At 67.1% G+C, this 23,564-nt stretch carries 19 protein-coding genes; 7 read left to right on the forward strand and 12 right to left on the reverse strand.

Annotated elements, in window-relative coordinates; all coding sequences use genetic code 11:
* Window position 1: 1 nt before the first annotated feature.
* Window positions 2-2,848 (reverse strand): type VI secretion system Vgr family protein, encoded by a 2,847-nt coding sequence (locus MMB92_RS04605; protein WP_212266687.1) that lies wholly within the window; start codon window positions 2,846-2,848, stop codon window positions 2-4.
* Between the two features lie 491 nt (window positions 2,849-3,339).
* On the opposite strand from MMB92_RS04605, the gene MMB92_RS04610 reads away from it, so the two are divergent.
* From MMB92_RS04610 to MMB92_RS04625, 4 genes are all read left to right on the forward strand, one after another.
* Window positions 3,340-4,098 (forward strand): hypothetical protein, encoded by a 759-nt coding sequence (locus tag MMB92_RS04610; RefSeq protein ID WP_006483080.1) that lies wholly within the window; start codon window positions 3,340-3,342, stop codon window positions 4,096-4,098.
* Window positions 4,099-4,199: 101 nt separating this feature from the next.
* Window positions 4,200-6,584 carry a DNA polymerase II gene (locus tag MMB92_RS04615; RefSeq protein WP_077189813.1) on the forward strand — a complete coding sequence of 795 codons (2,385 nt, stop codon included), beginning with the start codon at window positions 4,200-4,202 and terminating at the stop codon, window positions 6,582-6,584.
* A 515-nt stretch (window positions 6,585-7,099) separates the two neighbouring features.
* Window positions 7,100-7,426: a DUF4148 domain-containing protein gene (locus tag MMB92_RS04620; protein WP_006483102.1), complete on the forward strand. Its 327-nt coding sequence runs from the start codon at window positions 7,100-7,102 to the stop codon at window positions 7,424-7,426.
* A 108-nt stretch (window positions 7,427-7,534) separates the two neighbouring features.
* Window positions 7,535-8,662, forward strand: a complete 1,128-nt coding sequence (locus MMB92_RS04625) for a J domain-containing protein (protein ID WP_006483103.1) — start codon at window positions 7,535-7,537, stop codon at window positions 8,660-8,662.
* 16 nt (window positions 8,663-8,678) lie between these two features.
* Here the strand turns inward: MMB92_RS04625 and MMB92_RS04630 are convergent, their stop codons facing one another.
* The 6 genes from MMB92_RS04630 to MMB92_RS04655 form a co-directional block, all read right to left on the reverse strand.
* Complete coding sequence (locus tag MMB92_RS04630) at window positions 8,679-9,584, reverse strand: LysR family transcriptional regulator (protein ID WP_006483110.1); 906 nt, start codon at window positions 9,582-9,584, stop codon at window positions 8,679-8,681.
* Window positions 9,585-9,663: 79 nt separating this feature from the next.
* The gene (locus tag MMB92_RS04635; protein ID WP_212157538.1) at window positions 9,664-10,908 is read right to left on the reverse strand and encodes an acyl-CoA dehydrogenase family protein; all 1,245 of its coding nucleotides are present in this window, start codon (window positions 10,906-10,908) and stop codon (window positions 9,664-9,666) included.
* A gap of 40 nt (window positions 10,909-10,948) precedes the next feature.
* A complete protein-coding gene (locus MMB92_RS04640; RefSeq protein ID WP_200062109.1) occupies window positions 10,949-11,707 on the reverse strand; it encodes a glucose 1-dehydrogenase in 759 nt (252 codons plus the stop codon).
* Between the two features lie 7 nt (window positions 11,708-11,714).
* Window positions 11,715-12,479: an SDR family oxidoreductase gene (locus MMB92_RS04645; RefSeq protein ID WP_043886545.1), complete on the reverse strand. Its 765-nt coding sequence runs from the start codon at window positions 12,477-12,479 to the stop codon at window positions 11,715-11,717.
* 69 nt (window positions 12,480-12,548) lie between these two features.
* Window positions 12,549-13,580 (reverse strand): phosphotransferase, encoded by a 1,032-nt coding sequence (locus MMB92_RS04650; protein WP_006483113.1) that lies wholly within the window; start codon window positions 13,578-13,580, stop codon window positions 12,549-12,551.
* Between the two features lie 19 nt (window positions 13,581-13,599).
* Entirely contained in the window at window positions 13,600-14,274 is a 675-nt protein-coding gene (locus MMB92_RS04655) for a histidine phosphatase family protein (protein WP_200062108.1), read from the reverse strand.
* Between the two features lie 169 nt (window positions 14,275-14,443).
* Here MMB92_RS04655 and MMB92_RS04660 point away from each other — a divergent pair, with 169 nt between their 5' ends.
* Together MMB92_RS04660 and MMB92_RS04665 are read left to right on the forward strand one after the other, a co-directional pair.
* Window positions 14,444-14,650, forward strand: a complete 207-nt coding sequence (locus tag MMB92_RS04660) for a DUF1737 domain-containing protein (protein WP_023474879.1) — start codon at window positions 14,444-14,446, stop codon at window positions 14,648-14,650.
* A 120-nt stretch (window positions 14,651-14,770) separates the two neighbouring features.
* Window positions 14,771-14,926 carry a DUF3309 family protein gene (locus MMB92_RS04665; RefSeq protein WP_006483086.1) on the forward strand — a complete coding sequence of 52 codons (156 nt, stop codon included), beginning with the start codon at window positions 14,771-14,773 and terminating at the stop codon, window positions 14,924-14,926.
* Between the two features lie 125 nt (window positions 14,927-15,051).
* Here the strand turns inward: MMB92_RS04665 and MMB92_RS04670 are convergent, their stop codons facing one another.
* The 3 genes from MMB92_RS04670 to MMB92_RS04680 form a co-directional block, all read right to left on the reverse strand.
* Entirely contained in the window at window positions 15,052-15,429 is a 378-nt protein-coding gene (locus MMB92_RS04670) for a BON domain-containing protein (RefSeq protein WP_059720944.1), read from the reverse strand.
* 57 nt (window positions 15,430-15,486) lie between these two features.
* Window positions 15,487-16,476: a LysR family transcriptional regulator gene (locus MMB92_RS04675; protein WP_200062107.1), complete on the reverse strand. Its 990-nt coding sequence runs from the start codon at window positions 16,474-16,476 to the stop codon at window positions 15,487-15,489.
* Between the two features lie 138 nt (window positions 16,477-16,614).
* Complete coding sequence (locus MMB92_RS04680; protein ID WP_200062106.1) at window positions 16,615-17,754, reverse strand: NAD(P)H-quinone oxidoreductase; 1,140 nt, start codon at window positions 17,752-17,754, stop codon at window positions 16,615-16,617.
* A 92-nt stretch (window positions 17,755-17,846) separates the two neighbouring features.
* On the opposite strand from MMB92_RS04680, the gene MMB92_RS04685 reads away from it, so the two are divergent.
* On the forward strand, window positions 17,847-18,719 hold the full coding sequence (locus MMB92_RS04685) for a LysR family transcriptional regulator (protein ID WP_058903558.1): 873 nt from the start codon (window positions 17,847-17,849) through the stop codon (window positions 18,717-18,719).
* 24 nt (window positions 18,720-18,743) lie between these two features.
* On the opposite strand, the gene MMB92_RS04690 is transcribed toward MMB92_RS04685, so the two are convergent.
* Window positions 18,744-21,509, reverse strand: coding sequence for a LuxR C-terminal-related transcriptional regulator (locus MMB92_RS04690; RefSeq protein ID WP_277562569.1), 2,766 nt, complete (start codon window positions 21,507-21,509; stop codon window positions 18,744-18,746).
* 296 nt (window positions 21,510-21,805) lie between these two features.
* Window positions 21,806-23,473 carry a fatty acid--CoA ligase gene (locus MMB92_RS04695; protein ID WP_200062104.1) on the reverse strand — a complete coding sequence of 556 codons (1,668 nt, stop codon included), beginning with the start codon at window positions 23,471-23,473 and terminating at the stop codon, window positions 21,806-21,808.
* Window positions 23,474-23,564: the final 91 nt, after the last annotated feature.

Here is a 23,564-nt window from a genome sequence, read left to right on the forward strand (position 1 = left end):
GCTATGCGTCCGAAGAAGGATTGAGCAGATCGTTGTACTGTTGTCGGTGGACAGCCCGATCGGGCGCGACTTCGTCGTCAGGCGAACTCTCGAGGAACTGAAACCCCTGATTCGCAAGTTTCCCGTTCTCGGCATCCCGATACTCACCCGGCACCGGAATCTCGTGCTTCACCCCGTTCGCCATCTCCAGCGTGTACTTCTGCGTGGTGACCTGATGATCGATCGGCAACTGCCCGGTCTTGTCGAACACCCCTTGCTTGACCAGCGCCCCGTCCGCGTAAAGCTTGTACGGCATGCCGACCGGAACGACACGGGTCGCGGACGGCGAGGCCATGGTATTCAGCATCAGCCGCCGCGTCGGCAAATCCTTGAACGCGGGATGGGTCACATCCATCCGCGCAGGGCCGCTGAACGCATGCTGCGCGCCCTTGATGTCGATCTTTCCCGGCGCATGAATCTCGATGTCGCCCCCTTTGAGCCGAATGTACGCACCGCCCGACGTCAACAGGATTTCCTGCTGCGCCGATGCCTGGACCTTCTCGGTCACGGAGGCCAGCAACAACGACTTCTGCGCGGTCACTTCGATATTGTCCGCATGAGTCTGAACCTCGATCTTCCCCTTCGCGGCAAACAGCTTCATCCCGGCATTCTGCACGAACAGGCTCAGTTTCTCCGTAATGCTGGCGACCAGCGATTTGCCGGTCGCCACGTGCGTGCTTTGCCCGCTGACGATATTGACGTGCTGATCCGCCGCAACGTGCGTCGACTTCTGCGTCGACAGGCCGATGCCGGCAGGCGCAGCCATGAGGATCACCGGCTGCTTGAACGCACTGGCGTCGCCCGTCCCTCCGCCGGCCGTCACACCGCCACCGCCCGTCGCACCCGATTCGCTGTGCTGCGTCGCATCCGCGAAGGCCTTGAAGGTGTCGTGGCCATCCTTCAGGCTTTCCGCCTTCGACGTTTCGCTTGCCTGCGACAAGCCATCGAGGATATTCGCGGAGCCGTTCAATTGACGCGTCGCCAGGCTGGCATCGAGTGGCTGGCCAGCCACCGGGTGCGTCGTCACGAACAGTCCTCGCCCGGCCCGCAGCGCGCCATAGGCTTCGGAGCTCAAGTCGAAGCCTTTGCCCAGATAACCGCCCCGTGCGTTGTCGTTCTGATCGATCAGGTAGCCCAGGTGCAACGCGGCATTCGTGCTGCTGCTATACAGATGCACGCGGTTCTGGCCCGTGGAGTCGTCCATGACCATCTGGTTGTAACCGCTTCCCGAAAACTCCTGGGACCGGTAGCCCGACAGCAACGCATTCGAATGCCATCGCGGCTTCGCGGCCCCGTTGTAGACGCGGTGCAACGCAATCGGACGGTCGATGTCGTTCCCGATATGGCCGATCAGCAGTTCCTCGCCTGCGCGCGGCATGTGAACGCCACCGTACCCGTCGCCGGTGTCGGATTGCGCGACACGTACCCAGCACGACGCCCGCTCGTCACCTTCGTTGTGCCGATCCCAGATGAACAGCACCTTGATCCGGTTCAGGCCGTCGGTATACGCCTGCTGCCCTTTGGGGCCGGCCACGATGGCCGATTCCAGCTTGGCTTCCGGTTTCCGGTGTTCGAGCGGGCTGCGATATGGCACGGACGTACGCTGCGCTTCGATGGCAACTCGATAGAAGCCAGTCGAGCCGTCGTCATGCGATACGGTGAACAGCTTGTCGGGGTCGTCCGCATCGGCCTGTTTCACTGCAGAATAGAGGCTGTATGGATAGTTGGCTTCGTGCCCGGAAAGCGGCACGTTGTTCACGATGATCCACTCGACCTCGATCACCGCGAATTCCCGGTGATCGGCCGCGTCCTGATCGTGCTCGGGATGCCCCGTCAGCGTGAATCGCCGCCCCGCATCGATGCGGCGCACCCCGCCGACACCATCGTAGCGCTTGGCTCGCGACTCCCATTCCTCCATGCGGATCTTGCCGAGATGATCGCCGCGCTCCTGTTCCGGGTACGTATAGCCGCCCGTGTATTCATACACCTCGGCCTGCGACGGCAGATCGCCCTGGTTCGCCATCGTGGGCACCGACGTCGCCTTCGGGTTGGCAGGGGTCGACGGATTCTTGTAGTCGAACGTTCGCGTCGACAGCAGGACGGACTGCAGCGTCCGGGTACCGGCCCACTGCGTCAAGGCGTCCACTTCGCCATGAACGCCCGCCCGCGAAAACTCGACCGTTGCCGGCGCAAGCGGCTCGAGCGTCTGCAGACGGTCGGTCATCACGAGCGTGTGCGATTTGCCGTCCTGCGCTTGTTTCCAGACGCCGTACAGACCTTCGGATTCGAGCAGCCGATGCACGAAATTCCAGTCGGTTTCGTCCTGACGGCAATAGGAACGCGAGGGCAGCGGTTGCGACAATTCAAAGCGATACATTCCGCGCGCCTGCGGATGCGCATCGAATACGTCGGCAATGATCGCGTCGACGGTCTTGTCTTGCCAGTGGCGCTGGTCCCGTCGGAATTTCAGGAAATGCAGCCATGACGAGAAACTGAGCTGATAACACGCGAGTCCGCCATCCACACCGAGTTTTCTCGCGGTATGAATGTAGCCGTGGTGAGGAAAATAGGACTTGTCGGTTTGCTGGATCCACAGCGTGATGGGCTGCGAAATCAGTGCCTTGAGCTGGACATCATTCGATGTCGACACACAGTCGACCATGAACAGGTAATCCCGACCGATACGAGACTGCCCGAACACGCGATGCGGGGTCAAGATGTTACTACCAAGCGGTGTATCGAGCTTGAGAAGCCGTTCCTGCTGAATCAGCCCTCCCGTGAGTGCCCCGATCATGCTGTGCGCATCCATAGCGCCTCTCTCAGAATTATGTTGTTCTCGACCGGCGATTCTACGAATGACGATTCTGTGACGTCAATTGGGTGGAATTCAAATAATTGAAAACTGTAATTGGTTATTCATTGGCGTGAATGCATTTAGTAATACCGAGATGCTGCGACAAGCAGATGCCATTCGTCCTGCACGATGTGGGCCGAGCATTTCCGCGTCGCCTGACGTCCCACTGCAAGCACCCGTGGCTTGCACGACGACACGGTTCCACCGTCACCGATCCCACCGCGCGATGCCCGAGCCGACCCACCCCGCGGCCCTGCTATGATCGTTTGCCTCGCGCCCGTTGCCCGCCTTTTCACAAAAGGTGCCGGAACAAACGCTACGCCGACGCGAGCCGCTGCAAAAGCCTAAAAAGAGCAATAGAGAGGCGACGGGGCGCCCCTGGCATACCCGCCGCGGATTTCCGATCCGGCCGTGCGGGCTTCGGTCCGCCATCAGGAGACATCTCCATGAATTTCATCTTGCGCGTCGGGCGCACCTGGGACACCCAGATCGATGCCATTCGCGACGCCGTTACCGAACACACGAACCTGATCCGCTACGACAACACGTACTACCGGATCTGTTCGAATGCGGCGCCGCCTTCGTTTACGATCAGCCTGCTTCCCAGCACCGGCGGCACACCGCTCGTGCTCAACATGCGTACGCGCGACCTGTACGTCGAGCTGATCGGCGGTCATCCGTTCGAAAACTACTCGCACAATCTCGACCGGATGCCGTTCGATGCGATCGCCACCAGTGGCAGCGACGCGGTGCGCGGCTTCTCGCTCGATAGCGCGATTCGCGGCCTGCTGCGCACACCCGACGGCGACAAGCGCATGCTCACGCCCGATGATCGCTTCCTCGCGCAATCGCTCGTCGTGTTCTGCGTGGCCGAGTCGCTGCGATTCGACAAGATCGCGACCGAACTCGGGCAGTACTTCCGGTCGTCTTACGATCCGAATCATCCGGAAATCACCAGCTTCCTGAAGGGCGCCACGCCGATCCGGTATCTGCAGTCGTGGTTGAAGATGGCGAAGAACTGGGAAAAAACGACCCGGGACGTATTCGACGGCATCCCCGACAAGATGCGCGAGATCGTCGTCCAGCCGCGCGACCGGTTGTCGCCGGCCGACCGGCAGGCGTCCGCGCGCGTCGACACCACCGCGTTCGGCGAAGTCACGCAGAAGATCGCGCCGGGCATGCGCGTGCTGATGCGGCCGTCGTGACGCTCCGGCTTCCTGCCACCTGATGCCATCGACCACCGCCGGCGCGAAGCGCTTCCAGGCGCTAAAATCCGCCGCCTGAGCATCCACGACGAGCAAGCGTTTTGACGGCGTTCGAGCAGGGCTTCATCCTTACCCGCCACTGGCGGGACACCGCATCCGGCATCGAGATCGAGTTCTGGCTGGCAACCGGACACGGCCCGCGCCGCGTGCGGTTGCGCCCGCAGGAAGCCGTCGCGTTCATCCCCGCCGAGCAGCAGGCGCTCGCCGAACGCACGCTGGCCGGCGAGCGCGACGCCGAGTTGCGGCCGCTCGCGCTGCGCGACTTCCGGCAGCGCCCGGTCGTCGGCCTCTATTGCAAGCGCTACCGCCATCTGTCCGGGCTCCAGAAACGCCTGGCCGCCGCCGGCGTCGACGTCTACGAAGCCGACGTGCAGCCGCCCGACCGCTACGCGATGGAGCGCTTCATCACCGCCTGCGTCGAGTTTCGCGGCCAGCCCGGCCGCGACGGCACGCTGACCGGCGGCGAGCTGAAGCCGGCGACCGGTTACCGCCCCGCGCTGCGCTGCGTGTCGCTCGACATCGAGACCAGCGTCCACGGCGAGCTGTACTCGATCGCGCTCGAAGGTTGCGGGCAGCGCCAGGTCTACATGCTCGGCCCGCCGAACGGCGACGAACGCGATGGCACCGGCACGCTCGATTTCAATCTCGACTACTGCGACAGCCGGCCCGCGATGCTCGCGCGGCTGAACGACTGGTTCGACGAGCACGATCCCGATGCGGTGATCGGCTGGAATCTCGTGCAGTTCGACCTGCGCATCCTGCACGCGCACGCGGAGCAATACGGCGTGCCGCTGAAACTCGGGCGCGGCGGCAGCGTGCTCGACTGGCGCGCGCACGGCCAGCAGCCCGACCACTTCTTCGCGGGCGCGGCCGGCCGGCTGATCCTCGACGGCATCGACATGCTGAAATCCGCGACGTGGACCTTCCCGTCGTTCAGCCTCGAATACGTGTCGCAGTCGCTGCTCGGCGAAGGCAAGTCGATCGACAATCCGTATCAGCGGATGGACGAGATCCAGCGTCGCTTCGATCACGACAAGCCCGCGCTCGCGCGCTACAACCTGAAGGATTGCGAGCTCGTCACGCGCATCTTCGACAAGGCCGACCTGCTGTCCTTCGCGCTCGAACGCGCGAGCGTCACGGGCCTCGCGGCCGATCGCACCGGCGGGTCGGTCGCGGCGTTCACGCACCTGTACCTGCCGCGCATGCATCGGCTCGGCTATGTCGCGCCGAACCTCGGCGACGTGACGGGGCAGAACAGCCCCGGCGGCTTCGTGATGGATTCGCGCCCCGGGCTGTACGACTCGGTGCTCGTGTTCGACTACAAGAGCCTCTATCCGTCGATCATCCGCACGTTCCTGATCGATCCGGTCGGGCTGATCGAGGGGCTCGCGCACCCCGCCGACGACACATCGGTGCCCGGTTTTCTCGGCGCGCGTTTCTCGCGCACCGCGCACTGCCTGCCCGACATCGTGCGGCGCGTGTGGGAAGGCCGCGACGACGCGAAGCGGCAGCGCAACGCACCGCTGTCGCAGGCGCTGAAGATCATCATGAATTCGTTTTACGGCGTGCTCGGCTCGACCGGCTGCCGCTTCTTCGATCCGCGCCTCGCATCGTCGATCACGATGCGCGGCCACGAGATCATGCACCGCACGCGCAAGCTGATCGAAGCTCAGGGTTACGAAGTGATTTACGGCGATACCGATTCGACGTTCGTATGGCTCGGCCGCGCGCATGACGACGACGAAGCCGGCGCGAAGGGTCGGGCGCTGGTCGAGCACGTGAATCGCTGGTGGCAAGCGCACCTGCGCGAGCAGTTCGGGCTCGACAGCGCGCTGGAGCTGCAATACGAGCGGCATTACCGCCGCTTCCTGATGCCGACCGTGCGCGGCGCGGAAGAAGGCAGCAAGAAGCGCTATGCGGGCCTCGCGGCGACGGCCGACGGCGGCGAGGATCTCGTGTTCAAGGGGCTCGAAACGGTGCGCACCGACTGGACGCCGCTCGCGCAGCAGTTTCAGCGCGAGTTGTACCGGCGCGTGTTCAGGCGCGAACCGTATCAGGATTTCATTCGCGACTACGTGCGGCGCACGCTGGCCGGCGAATTCGACGATCAGCTCGTCTACCGCAAGCGCGTGCGCCGGCCGCTGCGCGAATACGAGCGCAACGTGCCGCCGCACGTGCGCGCGGCGCGCATCGCCGACGAGTTCAATCATGCGCAGGGCCGGCCGCTGCAGTATCAGCGCGGCGGCTGGATCAGCTACGTGATGACGACGGCCGGCCCCGAGCCGCTCGAAACGATGCGCTCGCCGATCGACTATGCGTTCTACCTGAGCCGCCAGCTTCAGCCCGTCGCCGATGCGATCCTGCCGTTCCTGCGCGACGATTTCGAACGCGTGATCTCCGGGCAGGGGCAGTTGTTCGGCGATTGACGGATCACACGCCAGCCCGTCCCGGTTGCGCACGCAACCGAGCCTTGCAGGCCATTCATCGTGCGTCGACCATGAGTCTGCGGATCGATCCGAAGCCGCATCGGTCGGCATTCGCACGTCCCCACCTGCCGCACGACAAGTAAAACCGATTGCCTCGATCAGGCGTCCAGCTTTGACGCCGCGCCGACCGGTCGCTCCGGCCGCATGCCGGATCATTGGCCTCGCGACCGATGCACGCACCTGCCGCTGAGCCGGGCCGTCCCGAGCGACACGATTGATGCAATCAGGGTCGCCTCACCACACGCGTCAGGAACGGCCCATGCGGCAAGCACCGCCGCAGCCATCGCCGATGCGTGATCGCCCCGGCATGCGCATTGCGCACTCTCACGCATTCTGGAACACAGCTCGCCAGGAATCGCCGTTTATCCGGCCGTTCCGGGTTCCTAAACTTGCTCCATCGATCTGGCGGCCTGCCGCAGGTACGCCGAATCGCAACGAAACCGTCTGAGGAAATCGTGAAATCGCTCATCGTTACCATCGCCGCCGTCACCACTACCGCCACCGCGCTGCTTGCCGCACCGACCCTGTCGTACGCGCAGTCGTCGTCCCACTCGACGCTCACCCGCGCGCAAGTGCGCCAGGAGTTGCTGGACCTCGAATCGGTCGGCTACAACCCGTCGATCGGCGACGGCGACAGCTATCCGGACGACATCGTCGCCGCGCAGGAACGCCTGGCCGCGAAGCGCCTCGCCGAACACAAGAATGCCGAAGCGGGCTACGGCCCGAACGGCGCACCGGGTTCGGATTCCGGCGCGCCGGCAGCGGCGGCCGTGGCGCACTGACGCGCCGCCGGTCACCGGGAGGAAGCCCCCAACTCCGCGCCGCCCCGCGGGCATGCGGCTAAAATACCGGCCTGCCGCGCGTCCCGCCGCGGCCGGAGGACACTCATCATGACCGCACGTCGCGGTGCCGCGGTCGCCATCGCACCCGGCCACGAGACAGCCAGCCTGTCGAAAGCCCAGCAAACGTTCAATACGCTCGTCAAGCAGATCGAGACGCGGCGCGAGCGGCTCGGCGCGTGGGAAGCCGTGATGCCGGCGTTCCAGAAGAAGTTCGTCGACGCTCTGCTGCCGCTCGAACAGGAAGCGACTGCGCTGCGCATCCGGCTGATCCATCTGCTCGACGACGCGTTCCTGCAGAAGGGCCTGAGCAAGGCCGAGCAGCGCACGCTGTCGGACCTGATCGTCGACATGGCGCGCGATTTGCTCGACGTCAGCGACGACGCGACGTTGAAAATCATCTACGACCGGCATGCCGGACCCGCGCACACCGGCCACGCGGCAGGCGCTCCCGAGCCCGCCAAACCGGGACGGGAACAGGAACCCGAGCCGCAACCGCCAGAAGATCTCGACACGCTGTCGCCCGACGAACTCGCGGCACGCATGCAGGCTGAACTCGACGCCCAGTTCGAGCGCGACATGGCCGCCCATGCGGCCCGCGAGGCGCAGCGCGCCAAGCGCAAGAAGGCACCGAAGCAATCGGCCGCGCAGGCCCGGATCGAAGCCGAGCAGGCCGAATCGAGCAAATCGATCCGCGAGATCTATCGCAAGCTGGCCAGCGCGCTGCACCCCGATCGCGAACCCGATCCGCAGGAGCAGCAACGCAAGACCGTGCTGATGCAGCGGGTCAACCGTGCCTACGAGAAAGGCAATCTGCTCCAGTTGCTCGAACTGCAGCTGGAAATCGAACAGATCGACCGGCGTGCGATCGACGGTCTCGGCGAAGCGCGGCTCACGCGCTACAACGGCATCCTGGAGGAACAGCTGCGCGAACTCGATCAGGAGATCGTGCACGTCGAGCACGACTTCCGGCGCACGTACGGGATCGCGCCGTCCACCAAGGTCGCGCCCGATACCGTGCTGCGCATGCTTGCGCGCGACATCGCCGGCATGCAGCGGAGCAACCAGGATTTGACCGTCACGCTGCGCGAGTTCGAGGATCCGGATCAGGTCAGGAACTGGTTGAAGGACATGAAACGCCGGCCCGCATCGTCACGCTTCGACGACGAATCGTATTGAGCCGCCTGCGCGCACGTCACCGCACCTCGCCGATCCCGCCCATCAGCGTCATCAATTGCTCGCGCAGCCACTGGCTGCCCTGATCCTGATCGGCGCTGCGATGCCAGTAGCAGAAGTAGTCGAGCCCCGGCATCTCGAACGGCAATTCCAGAATGCGCGCCGGATAGCGCTGCAGCAGCCGCAGCGGCGCCGTCAGCGCGAGATCGCTTCGCATCGCGATCAGCGGCGCGACCATGTAGTGCTGCACGCGCATCTGGATATTGCGGCGCAGCCCGAGCCGCGTCAGTTCCGCGTCGACGTGCCCGCTGCCCTTGCGGCGGCTCGACACGTGGATGTGGCCCATCGACAGGTAGTCGTCCATGGTCAGCGTGTCGCCGTTGAACGGGTGATCGTCGCGGATCATGCATGCGTAGCGGTCCTGCACCAGCAGCGCCTGGTGCAGATGCGGATCGCCGATCAGCGGCGCGTCGATCGCGATGTCGACCGAGCCGTTCGCGAGCGCGGTCGCGACTTCGCGGCGGTCCATCGTATAGCTGCGCACGTGCATGCCGGGCGCATGCGTCTGCAGCAGTTCGCCGAGCGCGGGCAGCAGCAGCGCCTCGGTCAGGTCGCTCATGCTGAGCCGGAACACGCGCTCGGACGAAGCCGGGTCGAACACGTCGCCTTCATGCGCGCTCGAATCGAGCAGTTGCAGCGCCTCGCGCACGCGGCCGACGATGTTCTCGGCCATCGGCGTCGGCATCATCCCGGCCGGCGTGCTGACGAACAGCGGATCGTTCAGCGTCTTGCGCAGCCGCGCCAGCGCGTTGCTGACGGCCGGCTGCGTGAGGTTCAGCACCTCGGCCGCGCGCGTCAGGTTGCGCTTGTTGTAGATCGCCTCGAATACGACGAACAGGTTCAGATCAATCTTCGAAAGGCGCATCGCCGGATCTCCTTGCCGGCATCTTAATACGGCGTGCGCCTCCCGTTCACCCACGTTGCGCTCCCGTGCGGCACGGCGCTCAGCCGCGCGGCGGCGGCGTCAGGTACGGCGCCGTCGCGCCGGGTTCGCCGTCCTTGATCTCCATCCGCGCGATGGCCTGCAGGTGCACCTCATCCGGGCCGTCGGCGAAGCGCAGCGCGCGGCCCCAGGTCCACAGGTCGGCCAGCGGCGTATCGGGGCTCAGGCCAGCCGCGCCGAATACCTGCATCGCGCGGTCGCACACGTCCGTGTAGACGGTCGGCACGAGCGCCTTGATCATCGAGATTTCCTTGCGCGCGGCCTTCGCGCCGACCTTGTCGATCATCCACGCGGCCTTCAGCACCAAGAGGCGTGCCTGGTCGATCTCGATACGCGAGCGCGCGATCCATTCGCCGACCGTGCCGTGCCGGTTCAGCGGCTTGCCGAACGCGACGCGCGACTGCGCGCGGTCGACCATCAGCTCCAGCGCCAGCTCAGCCGCGCCGATCGAGCGCATGCAGTGGTGGATGCGGCCCGGCCCGAGACGCGCCTGCGCGAGCGCGAAGCCGCTGCCTTCCTCGCCGAGCAGGTTGCGCGCCGGCACGCGCACGTTGTCGAACGTGATCTCGCAGTGTCCTTCCGGCGCGTGGTGATTGACCACCGTGATGTTGCGCACGACCGTCACGCCCGGCGTGTCGCGCGGCACGAGGATCATGCTCTGCTGCTGGTGCGACTCGGCCTCGGGATCGGTCTTGCCCATCACGATGAAGATCTTGCAGTTCGGATGCGCGGCGTTCGTGATGAACCACTTGCGGCCGTTGATCACGTACTCGTCGCCGATACGCTCGATGCGCGTCGTGATGTTGGTCGCATCCGACGACGCGACGTCGGGCTCCGTCATCGCGAACGCCGAGCGGATTTCCCCGCGCAGCAGCGGCAGCAGCCACTGTTCGCGCTGCTCGGGCGTCGCGAACATGTGCAGCAGCTCCATGTTGCCGGTGTCCGGCGCATTGCAGTTGAACACTTCCGACGCCCAGCTCACGCGCCCCATGATCTCGGCGAGCGGCGCATATTCGAGGTTCGTCAGGCCCATCCCCGGCTCGTCGTCCTTCAGGTGCGGCAGGAACAGGTTCCACAGCCCTTCCGCCTTCGCGCGTTCCTTCAGTTCCTCCATGAACGACACCGGATACTGGCCCGCGTGCACGTCGTCGTTCCACTGGCGAATGCGCGGCACGATGTGCGCATCCATGAATGCGCTCACGCGTTCGCGCAGTGCTTCCACTTTCGGGGTGTAGCCAAAGTCCATGATCGACTCCTCGAGATTTCCGTGTTTCCGTTCGTTCGGTTCAGAAGGCCGAGACGCCGCCGTCGACGGCGACGGCCTGCCCGGTCAGATACGTGTTGTCCTTCGCGCACAGCATCAGCATCGTCGCGACGATTTCGTCGGGCCGGCCGAGCCGCTTCATCGGCGAGCCCTGCGCCAGAAAATCCTGGCGCTCGCCGATCTCGCTGTCGGTGACCATCGGCGTCGTGCTGTAGAACGGGCACACCGCATTCACGCGGATGCCATGGCGCGCGTATTCGAGCGCGGCCGTCTTCGTGAGCCCGACCACCGCATGTTTCGATGCCGCATACGCGGCCAGCTTCGGCGCGCCGCCGAGCCCGGCCATCGACGCGACGTTCAGGATCACGCCTTCGCGCTGCGCGAGCATCTGACGGATCTGGTGCTTCATCCCGAAGAACACGCCCTTGGCGTTCACCGCGAAGTTCAGGTCGAGATCGGCTTCGTCGGTGTCGATCAGCGCCTTCATCGGCGGCGCGATGCCCGCGTTGTTGATGCCGACGTCGAGCCGCCCGAAGCGCGCGACGGCTTCCTGCACCAGCGCGGCGACCTCCGTTTCGACGCGCACGTCGCAGCGCCGCGCGATCACGTCGGTGCCGGCCGCGCGCAGCGGCGCGGCCACGCGTTCGAGCGCATCGCCGTTCAGGTCGCCGAGCGCGAGCCGCGCACCCATCGCGGCGAGTTCGCTCGCGAGCAGCGCGCCGAAGCCGCTCGCGGCGCCGGTGATCATCACGGCCTGGCCGGCGTAGCTGTCCAGTTTCATCGCGCGCTCAGATCGTCAGGCCGCCGTCGACGACGATGCATTCGCCGTTCGTGTAGCTCGCCGCGTCCGACACGAGATACAGCACGGTGCCGGCCATCTCGCGCGGCTCCGCGTGGCGGCGCAGCGGGATCTTCGTCATCCAGGTTTCGTAGATGTCCTTGTCCGCGAACAGCGCGCCCGCGAACTTCGTCTTCGTCAACCCCGGCAGTAGCGCGTTCACGCGGATGCCGAGCGGCCCGCATTCCTTCGCGAACGCCTTCGTCATGTTGACGACGGCCGCCTTCGTGATCGAGTAGATGCCTTGCCGGTCGCCCGGCTGCAGCGCGTTCACCGACGCCGTGTTGACGATCGCGCCGCCGCCGTGCGTCTTCATCAGCTTGCCGGCCTCGACCGACATGAAGAAGTAGCCGCGGATGTTCACGTCGACGGTCTTCTCGTACGCGGCGAGATCGGTATCGAGGATGTGCCCGAAATACGGGTTCGCAGCGGCGTTGTTCACGAGGATGTCGAGGCGGCCGTGCTTGCCGCGGATGTGCTCGAACGTCGCGGCGATGTCCTCCAGGCGCCCGACGTGGCACGCCAGCGCCTCGGCGCGGCCGCCCGCCGCGACGATCGCGTCGGCCACGGCCTGACAGTCGTCGAGCTTGCGGCTCGACACGATCACGTGCGCGCCCTGCTCCGCGAGCAGCTTGGCGATTTCCTCGCCGATGCCGCGGCTCGCGCCTGTCACCAGTGCGATCTTGCCCGTCAGGTCGAACAGATTCGTTGCCATGTTGCTGTGCTCCTCCATTGATGTGGTTGTTCGTGCCGCGGCGCGGCGCTGCCTGCGCCAGCGTCGCGTTCAGCGATGCGCGTCGATCACGCCGACGGCCAGTTCGGCCAGCCGGCCGGCCATTTCGCCGACGCGCAGCGCCTGCTCGCTCGATGCGTTGCCCTGCAACGCGCGCGCCTTCACGCCCTGCGCGATCGCCGCGAGCCGGAAGAAACTGAAGGCGAGGTAGAAATGCCAGTCGCGGATCGGCGCGATGCCGCGCAGTTCGCAGTAGCGCGCGACGATCGCCGCTTCGTCGGGAATCCCGAGCGCCGCGCGATCCTGGCCCGCGAGCCCGCGCACCTGGCCGCCCGACGGCAGCCGCAGGCACATGCAGAAATACGCGAGATCGGCGAGCGGGTTGCCGAGCGTCGACAGCTCCCAGTCGAGCACGGCCTGCACGCGATAGCCGTCGCGCGCGAACATCAGGTTGTCGATCCGGAAATCGCCGTGCACCAGCGCCGGCCGGCCCGTGTCCTCGGGGCATGCTTTCGGCAGCCAGTCGATCAGCGTCTCCATCGCGTCGAGGCGGCCGGTTTCGGCCGCGCGATACTGCTTCGTCCACACGCCGATCTGGCGTTCGAAGTAGTTGCCCGGGCGGCCGTAGTCGGCGAGGCCCACCGCATCGACATCGACGTCGTGCAGCGCGGCCATCGTCTGCAGCAGCGCGTCGTAGCAGGTCGCGCGCTCGGCCTTCGGCAGTTCGGGCAGCGCGGGATCCCAGAAGATCCGGCCATCCTCGAAACTCATCACGTAGAACAGGCTGCCGATCACGTCGCGGTCTTCGCACAGGTGATACGGGTGCGCGACCGGCACCGCGGTGCCCGACAGCGCGGTCAGCACGCGGAATTCGCGGTCGACCGCGTGCGCGGATTTCAGCAGTTCGCCCGGCGGCTGGCGGCGCAGCACGTAGCGGCCGCTCTTCGCATTCAGCAGGAAAGTCGGATTCGACTGGCCGCCGGCAAACTTCTCCGTGTCGACCGGGCCTTCGAAGCCCGGCACGTGCGTTTCCAGATAGCGCGTGAGGCGGGCTACGTCGAGTTGCTGGGAAGGGTTCGTCATCGTCGCGATCGTTCGTGGGTCAGCCGTAGGTGCGCAGCGCGTGTCGTTCGGGATCCTCCAGATGCGGGATGCCGTTGAACGACGCGAGGTGGAACGCCTCGGCGTTGAAGAAAAACTGCGAAAGACTGCTGTTGCGGATCTGCAGGTTCAGCGCGATCGCGCTCGACGGCGGGGCCCCGAGCACCTGCTGCACGGTGACCGCGATCGGGCCGCCGGAGCTCACCGCCAGTACGCGCTGGCCGCCGCCTGCGCGGATCGCCGCGCGCGCGTCGGCCACGCGCTGCTGGAAATGGGCCCAGGTTTCGGGAGCCGCCTCGCCGAGCTTGTCCTCGGTCCACAGCTGCAGCACCTGCCGGAGCGCGCGGAAATGTTCCTTCATCGAGCCGGCCGCGAGCCGCGCGATCTCCGGGTAGTCGCTGGCGGCGGCCGCGAACAGCCCGTGGAAATCGTATTCGTTCAGGCCCGAATGGCGGTCCACCGCGACGCCTTCGCGGCCCATCCCGCGCAGGATCGCGGCGACCGTCTGCGCATGGCGGTTCATCGTGCCGCAGATCACGCGGTCGAACGTCAGGCCCTGCCGCGCGAAATATTCGCCGAGCCAGACGCCCTGCTGGTCGCCCGCCGCGGAAAGCCGGTCGTAGTCGTCGGTGCCGAACGACGCCTGCCCGTGCCGTACCAGAAAGAGTTCAGCCATTGCATGCCCGCCTGAGTGAAGGATTCAGCATAGCGAGCGGGCGGCCATTTTTAAAATTTATTTGTTGAATGAACGAGCATTCATGATGTAAATGCCCCTGCCTTCGCAGATGGCGTGGGTTTGCCCGACTTATACTGCCCGATCCGCCCCCTTCACAGGAGTCCCGCCCATGTCGTCTTCCCCACCCAACGACCTGCCCCGCTATCGCTTGCTGACGGGCAAGGACGACGCCACGTTTTGCCACCGCGTGTCGGATGCGCTGGCGCTCGGCTATCGCCTGTACGGCTCGCCCGCCGCCACCTTCAACGGCGATCACGTCGTCGTCGCCCAGGCCCTGCTCTGGCCGGACACCGCCGGCACGGAGGCCGGCGCATAATCCCGGTCGCCCGCCGCGCACCGTCCGATGCGGCAGCGGCGCCCTACGGAACGATCGTCGCCTCGCGGCACGCGAATTGCGACAGCCGACACCGTGTCGAATAAATCCAGGAGGGATGCGATGCTCGGTACGATCCTCATCATCGTTCTGATTCTGCTGCTCATCGGAGCATTTCCTGCATGGCCGCACAGCCGAAGCTGGGGCTACTGGCCATCGGGGACCGTCGGGCTGATCGTCGTCATTGTCGTGATACTGGTGCTGCTCGGTCGCATCTGACGCCCCTGCCACCGGCGGGACGCGTCGCAGCCGGCACGGGTGCGTGCCTTCCCGAGCCTTCGCCGTGGATTCTTTACACGACGAGACCCGCAAAGACATGCATCCGATGCCGTCAACCCTACCCGTTACTGGCCACCCTCCAGGCGTAACTGGAGCTTGCTCTTCACCGACGTCACGCCCGGTACCTGGCGGGCCGCGTCCACCGCGGCCCGGTCCTGCGACTCGTCGGCGATCTGCCCGGCCAGTGTCACGTCGCCCGTCTTCGCCTTCGCGAACACGGTGACCTGCGCATTGCCCACGCCGGGCGCCCTCGCGATGGCCTGCCGAACCTTCTTCGCGAATGCGCGGTCGGCCGCGCGTTCGGCCTTCTTCGCCGCTCGCGGCGACGCGGCCGCCGATGCCGCCTGCTCGGCGGGCGCGGTGGGTGCGGCGGACTGCGCTTGACCGGCCAGCGGCGACAACGCAACGAAACCTGCAACGACGATTGCAAAACGGGACTTCATCGGATTCTCCTCGACAGGAACGAACGGGTACAACGGATACGACGGATGGGCCGGCCGTCAGGCCGTGACACCGGCCACCGCACGGGCACGGGCACGCTCGCAGCCGCGCGGCGCCGCGAGCGCGTCGAGCGCGCGGGCGTCGGCTTTCAGCGCGGGCGACAACCCCAAGCGCAGATGCTCGACGAAGGTGCGGACCTTCGCGTCCAGGAAGCGACGCGACGCATACATCGCGTACACGTCGAGCATCGTCAACCGGTAGTCCGGCAGCACGCGCACGAGCCGCCCGGTGCGCAGGTCGTCGATCGCCGAATAGATCGCGAGCGAACCGATGCCCAGCCCCGCGCGCAGCGCGATCGACATCGCCTCCGGCGCATTCGCGTGGAACGGCGCGGCCGTGACCGCATGCGACACCGCCTGGCCGCCCGCGCCGTGCAGCAGCCATTCGCCGTTCGCTTCCGCCGGCGTATCGAGGCGCAGGCAGGTATGGCGCGCCAGGTCGGCGGGCACGGCCGGCGCGCCGTGGCGGGCGAGGTAGGCCGGCGACGCGACCAGCACGCTGAAGGACGTGCCGCACGAATGCGCGATGCACGCGGAGTCCGGCAGGCTCGCGGCCGTGACGACCGACACGTCGTAGCCCTCCTCGACGAGATTGGGCATCCGCTGCGAATAGGTCATCTCGATGGCGACGTCGGGAAAGCGCGCCCGGTAGGCGACGGCCGACGCGGTGACATGGCTCTGCCCGAGCCCCGGCATCGTATGCACGCGCAGGCGTCCGTACGGGCGGACCAGCGCGTTCCTCGCCTCGGCGTTCGCCTGGTCGACATCGCCGAGGATCGATTGCAGGCGCTCGAAATAGCGGCGTCCGCTGTCGGTCAGCGCGATTTTCCGGGTGGTCCGGTTCAACAGACGAATCTGCGCATACGCTTCCAGGCTCGCGACGGCCCTCGACACCTGGGCGGTCGCGACATCGGTCTGCTTCGCCACGGCGGAGAAGCTGCCGGCCTGCACGACGCGAACGAACGTCCGCATGTTCTCGAGCATGTCCATTTCGACTCATCGTCCAGTCCGGTGCTGCATCCACGCGACGCGCCGACGGGGCGCGGCGACGCATTCGGTGCCCCGATTGTCGGACCATCCCCGCCGCGGCTTCAGCCCCCCCGACCGGGGGGCTGAAGGGTAGGCCGATCATGTGGAATGCTTGGCGTTTGCGTCGACGGCGGCCCGCAGCGATCCCTCCGCGGCCCGCGTCGCCAGCACGATCTTGCCGATATGTCGCCCCGAATCCATCAGCTCGTGCGCCGCACGGGCGTCGCGCAGATCGAACAGCCGATAGACCCGAGGCTTGACCGTGCCTTGCCGGATCAGCGGCCACACGGCCTCCTCGAGCTCGCGAATGATCTGCGCCTTCTCCGCGTATGTGCGCGAGCGCAGCGTCGAGCCGATGTGCGTGAGCCGCTTCGTCAGCATCGGAAACAGGTCGAGCGCCTTCGCGGGGCCATTGATCACGCCGATCTGCACGATGCGCCCGTTCATCGCGGCGGCCGCGAAATTGCGCGCGACGTAGTCGCCCGCGATGATGTCGACGATCACGTCGACGCCCTTGCCGCCCGTGAAGCGCGCGACCGCCTCGACGAAATCCTCGCTGCGATAGTCGATCGCGAGATCCGCGCCGAGCCGCATGCTCGCGTCGCGTTGCGCGTCCGACCCGACGGTCGTGATGATCGTCGACGCGCCGAACGCCTTCGCCAGCATCGTCGCCGTCGTGCCGATGCCCGACGCGCCGCCGTGGATCAGCACGCTTTCGCCGGGCGACAACCGGCCGCGCTGAAACAGGTTCAGCCAGACCGTCATGAAGGTCTCCGGCAGCGCCGCCGCCTCGGCCATCCCGAGGCCGTCGGGAATCGCGAGCGTGTTGCTCTCGTTCGCCACCGCGTATTCCGCGTAGCCGCCGCCGGGAATCAGCGCGCAGACGCGATCGCCGACGGCGAACCGCGTGACGTCGCGCCCGACCGCGACGATTTCGCCGGCGATCTCGAGGCCGGGAATGTCGGACGCGCCAGGCGGCGGATCGTACAGCCCCTTGCGCTGGAACACGTCCGGGCCGTTGACGCCGGCCGCATGAATCCGGATCAGCACGTCGTCGGGGCCTGGCACCGGTACGGTGCGGGTCGCCGGCACGAGCACGTCGGGGCCGCCGGGACGCACGATTTCGATCGCGGTCATGTGGGTGGGAAGGGGGTTCGCGTCATCAATCACGATATGATCCTCAACGTTCGTCGATGCTCGGCCGATTCGCGGGCCATCCGCGAATCGCGGCATCGCCATGTGTGTGAAGCCAGTCTATGGGCGATGCCGCTGGCGGGCACGCAGCGATTTACCGGTCGGGGAATGCAAAAATGCATCAGTCGGGACACACGATGAACTGGGACGACGCGCGCGTCTTTCTCGCGATCCATCGCGAACGCACGCTGCGCCGCGCGGCGCAGACGCTCGGCGTCGATCAGGCGACGGTCGGGCGGCGGCTCGCGACGCTCGAGCACATGCTCGGCGCGACGCTGTTCCTGCGCTCGTCGAAAGGCTATCTGCCCACGCCGGTCGGCGAACTGGCGCTGCGCGCCGCCGAGGCGATGGAGCAGCACGCGCACGAGCTGGTGCGGCTGACGCACGGGGTCGACCGGCGGCTCGCCGGCGAGGTGAAGATCACGACGACCGACGCGCTCGCGATCGAGTTCGTGATGCCGTCGATCGCACGGCTGCACGCGAAACATCCCGACGTCTCCGTCGCGCTGAACACGTCGACCCACATCCTGAATCTCGCGAAGCGCGAAGCCGATATCGCCATCCGCACCGTGCGGCCCGAGAACCCCGATCTGGTCGCACGCCGGCTGGCGTGCTGGGACATGGGCCTGTTCGCGTCGCCCGACTATCTGCACCGGCACGGCGAGCCCGAGCGCGGCCGCGCGTTCGCGGGTCACGATCTCGTCGTCTACCAGCCGTACATCGACGCCAGCCGCAAGCCGACCCTCGCCGGCGAACCGATCGACGGCGGGCGCATCGTCACGCGCACGAACTCGAACCTGATGATGCGCGCGGCGCTGCGCGCGGGTCTCGGCGTCGGCGAGATTCCCGTCCACATGGGCGAGCGCGACGGGCTCACGCGCATCTGGCCGGACCGCATGCGGCAGTCGCCGTACGAGGTCTGGCTCGTCACGCACCGCGACCTGCGCCACACCGCGCGCATTCGCGCGGCGATCGACGAGATCGTGGCCGCGTTCGCCGCACACCGCTGACGCGGGCGGCAGCGCGTCAGCCGGTCATTCGTCGTCGCGCCGCACCCGCGACGGATCGAGCGCCAGCCCGCTGCGCACAGCCTGGATGCGCGACGTCACGTTGAGCTTCTCGAAGACGTTCTTCAGGTGCCACTTGATCGTCTCCGGCGCGACCCGCAGCGCACGGGCGATTTCCTTGTTCGACAGGCCGCGCGCGACGTAGTCGAGGATCTCGACTTCCCGTGCGCTGAGGTTGCCGGCCCCACCCTGCCGTGTGGCGGGCGTGGCGTTCGATTGCCGCTGCCCGTCGAACGCACGGGCCAGATCGCGCAGATACCATGCGCCGACCGCCGGAAAGCGGTCGGCACGCTTGTGTAAGCGCGCCAGCAGGCGCTCGGCCGCGGCCCCTTCGTCGACGAAGGTTCGGACGAGTCCGTTGCCCTGGCCGTATTCGAGCGCGCGCGCCAACGCCGCGAGCGCCGCGCTTTCGTCGCCCGCCTGGTCGAGCGCGATCGCAAGCAGCACGGCCGCCTGCGCCGCGAACCAGTCGAACCCGCGTGCGGCCAGCACCGCGTGCACGGTCGCCATGCGTTGGGCCGCCTCGCTCGCGCGCGCATCGGCGAGCAGCAGCCTGGCCTGCGCGGATTGCGCCATCTGCCACGTCTCGACGTGGCTCGACGCTTCGTCCGGCGGCACGGGCGACACCAGCGACGCCAGCGCCCGCCCCACGCGATGGGCTTGCGTCGGCTTGCCGGCGGCCAGATGCAGCCGGATACCGGTCGCCATGCACGCGACGCGCAGCCGCAGCCATTGCCGGCTGCACGCGACGCGATCGGCTTCGTCGAGCATGTCGTGCGCGCGCGCATCGTTTCCCGACTGGAATTGCAGCAGCGCGGCCGTCTGCATGAACCTCAGCAACGGCCCGAGCGAGCACGCCTGCATCGCGATGTCGAAGCGATCGGCCTGCGCGTCGCGCACCTTCGCCCAGTCGTTCCATTCGTAATAGATCGCCGACAGATAGCCGGCCGACAGCGCCGTCGCCGCCGACAGGCGTCCCGCCGATCGTTCGGCGGCCCGCAGCGCCGCCTCGAACGTCTTCGACGCGTCGTGCAGCCGGCCCGCGACGAACTCGGCCAGGCCCGACATGTTCTGGCGGTACACGTTCGCGTAAAGCGGCTCGTGTCCGGACGCCGCGTGTTCCGCGCGCGCGCCGAGATCCCGCACGTCGCCGAGGCGGCCCGCGTAGCCGAGCCCGAAGATCAGCGTCGTCTGCCCGATCTGCTCGACCCACGAACCGGCCGGCGGCGCGGCCGCGAGCACGCGCTCGCCGAGCTGCAGCGATTCGATGCTGTGATCCGACAGCCCGGCGATCAGCGAGCGCACGGCCAACAGTTCGGTCGCCGTGACGGCATCGGTATCGAGTCGCCCGGCCGCGATGTCGGCTTCCAGCGCTTCCAGCGCGCGGCGCGCCTCGACCATCTGCATCGACAGCGCGAGCGCCCACGTATGCGCGATCCGCAACCGCAGGCGGCCCGCCAGCGCCTGCGCGGGCAGGCGCGACACCCAGTCGAGCACCGTGCGCACGTCGCTCGACGCGATGAGCTTCATCGCGCACGCCTCGACCCAGCCGGCCGCCGCGTCGAAGTCGCCCGCCGCGAGCGCGTGCCTGACGGCGTCCGGCCATTGCCGCTCGGCCGCGTACCAGGCGCTCGCGCGACGATGCAGCGTGGCCACCGCGCCGGGCTCGCGCAGCGCCAGTTCCTCCCGCAGGTATTGCAGGAACAGCGCGTGATAGCGGTAGCGCCGGCGGTCACCGTCGATCGACCGGATGAACAGGTTGTGCGCATTCAGCCATTCGAGGCAATCGAGCGCATCGTCGCGGCCGGTCAGCGCATCGCACAGCGCCGGCGTCATCCGGTCGAGCACCGCCGTATGCAGCAGGAAGTGGCGGATCGCGTCCGGTACCTGCGTCATCACGTTGTCGTTCAGGTACGCGGCAATGCCGGCACGCGCGTGGCTGACCTGCTCGGCCACGCGCGCCGCGTCGCTGTCGTCGTGCAGCGCCAGGGCCGCCAGTTGCAGGCCCGACACCCAGCCTTCGGTCGCCGCGCGCAGACGCGCGACGTTGTCCGCATTGAGCGGCTTGCCGGCCACCCGCTCGAAGAACGCACGCGTCTCCGTGTCGTCGAAACGCAGGTCGTGCTCGTCCACCCGCACGAGTTCGTCGCGCGATTCGAAATAGCTGAGCGGCAGCGCGGGTACCGAGCGGCACGCCAGCACGACGTGCAGGTTCGACGGCGCGTAGCGCAGCAGGTCGAACATCGCGTCGTGAATGACCGGCGACGCGAGGCGATCGAAGTCGTCGAGCATCAGGAACAGGTCGACGCCCGCGCTGTCCAGTTCGTTGAGCAGTTCGTCGAAGACGGTCTTCAGCGGAATCAGCGCGCGATCGCGCAACAACTGCTGCGCTCGGGCGCCGACACCGCCGGTTGCGTCGACGATCGCGGCGACCACGTAGGACGCGAAGATCGACGCGTTGTCGTCGTCCTGGTCGAGACTCACCCACGCGACTTTCACGTCCGACGCCACCAGCGCATGGCGCCATTCCGCCAGCAGCGTGGTCTTGCCATATCCGGCCGGCGCGCTCACGAGCGTCAGCCGACGGTCGAGGCCGCGCCTGAGCCGGCCGAGCCGCGCGATGCGCGCCACGATGCCGCGGGCCGACGCCGGCGCCAGCTTGGTGCGCACCAGCACTTCGATCGCATCGGTGTCCGGCGGGCGAGCCGGTTGTCTGCTGTCCGTCGGCGCCATGCTGTTCGTGTTCTCCTCGCGCTGATCGCGTGTCCGCCGGCCCGGCCGGCGAAGCCGCCGGCCGGGCCCGGTCTCGCCGTGCGCCGAAAACAGCATAACGATTCGACGCCGGCCGTCAAAGGTAGGTGATGTCCGTACCGGCGTGGGTGCGCAGTGCGCGTATCGGCCGCGACACGGGACCCGCATTGTTCTCGAACCGGCGCGCGATGTTCAGCCCCCCATTCGGGGGGTTACCCCGGGCGGGGAAGTCGCCTCGTCCTGACCGCCGGCGTCTTCGACGGCCGGGCGCGCGCCGCTCAGTCGGGCTGGTAGCGCTCGCGCAACGCGCGCTTGTTGATCTTCCCGACGCTCGTCTTCTCGATCGCGTCGACGATCAGCAGCCGCTCCGGCACCGCATAGCGCGAGATCAGCCCGCGGTCGGCCACTTGCTTCACATGCGCTTTCAATTCCTCCGGCTCGACGCGGCCGACCTGCTCGTCGGTCAGCACGACCAGCGCGAGCGGACGCTCGCCCCAGCGTGCATCCTTCACGCCGATCACCGCCGATTCGCGCACGGCCGGATGACGCGACAGGATGCTCTCGAGTTCGAGCGACGAGACCCATTCCCCGCCCGTCTTGATCACGTCCTTGATGCGGTCGGTGATCTGCAGCCGGCCGTCGGGATCGATCACGCCGATGTCGTTCGTATGCAGATAGCCGCCGGCCCACAGCGCCGCCGACGCCGGCGCATCGCCCAGATAGCCTTGCGTCGCCCACGGCATCCGTACGACGACCTCGCCGGCCGAGCGGCCGTCGTGCGGCACGTCGCGAAACTGCGCATCGACGATACGCAGGTCGACGAGCGGCAACGGCAGCCCCGCCTTCGTCCGGCGCGCGATGTCGTCGTCGGCCGATGCGCCGCCGGCCGCGCGCGGCGGGTCGATCTGCGCGATGGTCATCAGCGGGCAGGTTTCCGACATCCCGTATCCGGTGTAGACCTCGATCCCGCGCGCGAGCGCCGCCCGCGCCAGGCCGTCGGACAGCGGCGAGCCGCCGACGATCACCTTCCACGCCGACAGGTCGGCCGCCGCCGACGCCGGGCTGTCGAGAATCATCGCGAGCAGCGTCGGCACGCAATGCGAGAACGTCACCGCTTCGCGCACGATCAGCGCGACCAATCCGTCCGGCGAATAACGGCCCGGATAGACCTGCTTGAGCCCGAGCGCGGTCGCGATGTACGGCATTCCCCAGGCGTGCACATGGAACATCGGCGTGATCGGCATGTAGACGTCGTCGCGATGCACGCGGCCGCGATCGCGCGCGCTCGACAACGCCGCCATGCCCGCGAGCGTGTGCAGCACGAGCTGCCGATGGGTGAACGCCACCGCCTTCGGCAGGCCGGTGGTGCCGGTCGTGTAGAACGTCGTCGCGCGGGTCTGCTCGTCGAAATCGGGGAACGCGAAATCGGGCGAACCGGCCGCGACGAGCGCCTCGTATTCGTCGGTGAAACCGTCCGGCAAACCGGCTTCATCGCCGTCGGCGATCAGCACGACGTGCCGCACGGTGTCGAGCCGGTCGCGCATGCCCGCCCACAACGGCAGGAAGTCGCGGTGCACCAGCACGACGCGCGCGCCCGAATGGTCGAGCGTATACAGCAACTGGTCGGGCGACAGCCGGACATTGGCGGTCATCAGCACCGCGCCCATCATCGGGATCGCGTGGTAGCACTCCAGGTAGCGATGGCTGTCCCAGTCCAGCACGGCGACGACGTCGCCCGCGCCGACGCCGATCGACGACAGTCCGCTCGCGAGTTGCCCGATGCGATGCCGGAACGTCCAGTAATCGTGCCGAACCCGGTCGCCGTACACGATTTCCTGCTCGGGCCGCGTCGCCAGCGGCGCATGAAGCAACTGCTTGATCAGCAGCGGATACGCATGGCCGGACGGCGCCGGTTCGTCTTGCGGGTACGGGTATGACGAATGCATGAAGGTCTCCATGGGCGACCGGTCGGGTCGTCGAGCGTGCGGCCACGATACCGGACCGGCCGGCTTTCGCGTCCCCCCTGTCCGGGGGGAG

This window comes from Burkholderia sp. IO2, assembly GCF_029522185.1.
Lineage (GTDB): Bacteria > Pseudomonadota > Gammaproteobacteria > Burkholderiales > Burkholderiaceae > Burkholderia > Burkholderia cenocepacia.